The 3,553-nt window shown below is 70.9% G+C and carries 3 protein-coding genes; all 3 read right to left on the minus strand.

Going from position 1 to position 3,553, the window contains the following annotated elements; translation table 11 throughout:
• Positions 1-1,552 (minus strand): NACHT domain-containing protein (locus ACNFOC_RS52360; protein WP_416966021.1); only part of this gene is annotated, 1,552 nt, incomplete at its 3' end.
• Positions 1,553-1,645: 93 nt separating this feature from the next.
• Entirely contained in the window at positions 1,646-2,932 is a 1,287-nt protein-coding gene (locus ACNFOC_RS52365; RefSeq protein WP_416966022.1) for an RNA polymerase sigma factor, read from the minus strand.
• 74 nt (positions 2,933-3,006) lie between these two features.
• Complete coding sequence (locus ACNFOC_RS52370; protein WP_019055574.1) at positions 3,007-3,363, minus strand: YciI family protein; 357 nt, start codon at positions 3,361-3,363, stop codon at positions 3,007-3,009.
• Between the last annotated feature and the right edge of the window lie 190 nt (positions 3,364-3,553).

Here is a 3,553-nt window from a genome sequence, read left to right on the forward strand (position 1 = left end):
ACCGAACCCCCTCCTCCCCCCGTTCCAACAGCGCCGTAGCCGCGAAGTGCTCCTGCAAGGTGAGATGCAGAAAGCCGTACCAGCCATGCGCCTGCGCTTTGAGGAGGCCGTATTGGGCCGCGATCTCATCCAGAATCGCGCGGGCGTCCTCGCGCGGGAGGTCGATCGTCGGGAGGAAGTCCGCGATCAGGCCGAGCAGGTCCTCCTCAGCGAAATACCGCTGGCCGCGCTGGTGGTAGTGCCAGGCGAGCTGCTTGAGGAGGTCCTGTTTGCGGTCGGTGGTGAAGCGGCTGTAGCGCGCGATCTTGCGGTGGGCGTCCCATTCGCGCAGCAGGACCTCGACGCAGCGTCGGTAGAGCGCGGCGCGGCGCTCGGGGAGTTCGAGATCGCGCTCGTAGACGATGGCGATCAGGCTGAGCAGCAGGGGGTTCGCGGCCAGGGTCTGGAGTCGGGCGTTGCCGGCCAGGGCGCGGACGAGGCCGCCGCGGCGGCGGTCGTGGTCGCCGAACCAGTTGGCGACGAACGTCTCGATCTGGGGCCACTCGAAGTCCAGGGCCTCCAGGACCTGGAATTGGGGGAGGCCGCCCTGCCAGCCGTGGCGGCGGCAGGTCGTGGCGATCAGGGCGCGCGGGAAGCGGGTCGCCAAGCGGGCGATCTCCTCGGTGACCCGGTTGTAGGCGCTCGCCGCGTCCTCCGCGCTCTCCCCGCCCAGCACCTCGTCCAGGCCGTCCAGCAGCAGAGCCGCCGTGCCGTCGGTCAGGCGTTCCGCCACGTACTCCCTGGCGTCCATGAAGCCGTACTGGTCGGCCCAGTGCTCGGCCAAGTAGTCCAGCAGCGAGTCTTGGCCGCTCTCCACGAAGCGGAACAGCTCGACGTAGGCCGGGAGTTCGGGCAGTGCCTCGCCCTCCGTCGGCCGGGCCATGCGGAGCGCGAGGTGGCGGAGCATGGTCGTTTTTCCGGCGCCGGGGTCTCCGACCACGACCATGCGCTGGTAGCGCTGGAGGGCGTCGACCGGCGCGTACGTAGGGGAGTTGATGCCCGAGTCGGCGGCTGGTGCCTGTCTGTGCACGCGGCCCTGGGCCTGTTCCCTCGCGGCGAGTTCCTCCTCGCGGACGAAGCGCAGCGGCTGCTGTTCCTGGACGCGGACCTGGACGTAGAGGCGGTCCAGGCGGAGGGGGCGGGACATGTCGAGGATGCGCAGGGTCGCCAACTCCTGTGCCAGGCGCGCGCAGTAGGCCGCCGCCTCGGCGACGAGGCTGCCGCGGCGGGCGGCCACCTGCTCCGCCGTCCGCGCCTGCTCCTGGTCGGCCTGTTGTGCCGCGCGTCTGCGGTCGCGCTCCGAGAGGCTCTGCTCGTGGGCCCACTCCTGCTCCCTCAGCCGCAGGTCCGCGTCGAACTGGAGCCGGATCTTCTCCTTCTCCAGCACCCGCGTCCGCCCCGTCTGCCAGAGCGCGACCCCGGCCGCGATCACGGCGACCGCCACTCCGACTACGGCCGTGATGACCGACGCGCCGTCCAGCGCGAGGGTCTGGCCGTCGACAGCCTCCAGCACGTCTCAATCCCCCGAGTCCCCCGCCCATCTGACGCTCCGTCGAATTCTGGCACCGGGCACACGTCCGTGGACCCCCTTTGCGCTACGACCGCGCTACGACGCCTCTGACGCCCGGCGCAGCAGGAGTTGGCGTTCGCGTTCGTTGCGCGCCAACGAAGCCGCTCGTACGAACTCCTCCCTCGCCTCCGTCGTACGGCCAAGCCGGAGCAGCAGGTCGCCGCGGACGCTCGGCAGCAAGTGGTAGTCGCGCAGGGCCGGTTCGGTGGCGAGGGTGTCGACGATCTCCAGTGCCGGGGCCGGGCCCTGCGCCATCGAGACGGCGACCGCTCGGTTCAACTCGACCACCGGGGACGGGGATCGGGCGGCGAGGAGGCCGTACAGGGTCGCGATCGTCGGCCAGTCGGTCTCGTCGTAGGTGTACGCGTGGGCGTGGCAGGCGGCGATGGCGGCCTGGAGGGCGTAGGGGCCGGGGGCGCCGGTGGACGTGGTGTCCGCGCGGCCGAGGGCGGTGATGCCGCGGGCGATGAGCAGGCGGTTCCAGCGGCGGCGGTTCTGGTCCTTGAGGAGGACGGGGTCGCCGTTCGGGGCGGTGCGGGCGGCCGAGCGGGAGGCCTGGAACTCCAACAGGGAGGCCAGGGCGTGCACTTCGGGCTCCTTCGGCATCAGGCCGGCCAGGAGGCGGGCGAGGCGGAGCGCGTCCTCGCAGAGGCTCGGGCGGAGCCAGTCGTCGCCCGCCGTCGCCGCGTAACCCTCGTTGAAGATCAGGTAGATGACGTCCAGGACGGAGCCGAGGCGGGCCTCTCGGTCGGGGCCGTAGGGGACCTCGAAGGCGACGTTCTTGGTGGCCAGGGTGCGTTTGGCGCGGACGATGCGCTGGGCGATCGTCGGTTCGGGGGCGAGGAACGCGCGGGCGATCTCGGGGGTGGTCAGGCCGCCGAGGAGGCGCAGGGTGAGGGCGGTGCGGGCCTCCGGGGACAGGACCGGGTGGCAGGTGGTGAAGACGAGGCGCAGGAGGTCGTCGTCGATGTCGTCGGGGGCCGGGGGTTCCTCGGGCGGGGCCGTCGTCTCCAGGGTGCGGCCGATCTCCTGGAGCTTGCGGGCGTAGTTCTCCCGGCGCCGGATCAGGTCGACGGCGCGGTGTCTGGCGGTGGCCATGAGCCAGGCGCCCGGGTTGTCGGGCACACCGTCCCTCGGCCACTGCTCCAGCGCGGCGACCAGCGCGTCCTGCGCGAGTTCCTCGGCGATGCCGACGTCGCGGACTATGCGGGCGACGGCGGCGATGATCCGCGGGGACTCGATGCGGAAGACGGTCTCGATGGCGCTGTGCGGGTCCGTGGCGTTGCCGTGCGGGGCTGCGGTGGGTTGTGATTCCGGAGTCACAACCCACCATGCAACACCCCCGGCGGCCTCAGACCAAGGAATGCCGGGAAAGGCCACGGACGACCGGGGAAGGCTCAGCCCTCCGCGATCTCCCGCACCTCGCACGTCACCGTCCAGAACTCCTCGTGCACCTTCAGGAACCGCTTCGTCCACTCGATCGCCTCGGCCATGTCCTTGCACTGCATGAGCGCGTAGCCGCCGACGACCTCCTTGGACTCGGTGAAGGGGCCGTCGGTCACGGAGATCTTGCCGCCCTCCCAGTGCACGCGGGCGCCCTGCGCGGTCGGAGTGAGGCCCGCGGTGTCGAGCATGACGCCGGCCTTGGTGATCTCCTCGATCAGCTCGCCCATGCGCTGCATCAGCTCGGCGCTGGGGCCCTCGGCGGGGGCGGTCTTCTCGTCGATCTGCACGAGGGAGAGGTAGCGGGGCATGGTGACTCCTCGGTTCGTTCTCTGACGTTCTCCGACCGGGCTCTTCCCGGCCTTTCAACCATGCGTCGAACGAGGGGCGACCGGATCGACACACTCGCCGGAACTCCCCGAAGATTTTTTCCTAGTCGAGTTCCGCCCCGAACGCCGCCTTCGCGTACGCCGCCCCGATCCCCCTCGGGCCGAAGACGAG

It is taken from the genome of Streptomyces colwelliae, assembly GCF_048158785.1.
Classification (GTDB): Bacteria; Actinomycetota; Actinomycetes; order Streptomycetales; family Streptomycetaceae; genus Streptomyces.

Excerpts from the sequence above, each read along its gene's own strand:
- ACNFOC_RS52370 (WP_019055574.1), bottom strand. The coding sequence starts at position 3,363 with ATGCCCCGCTACCTCTCCCTCGTGCAGATCGACGAGAAGACCGCCCCC.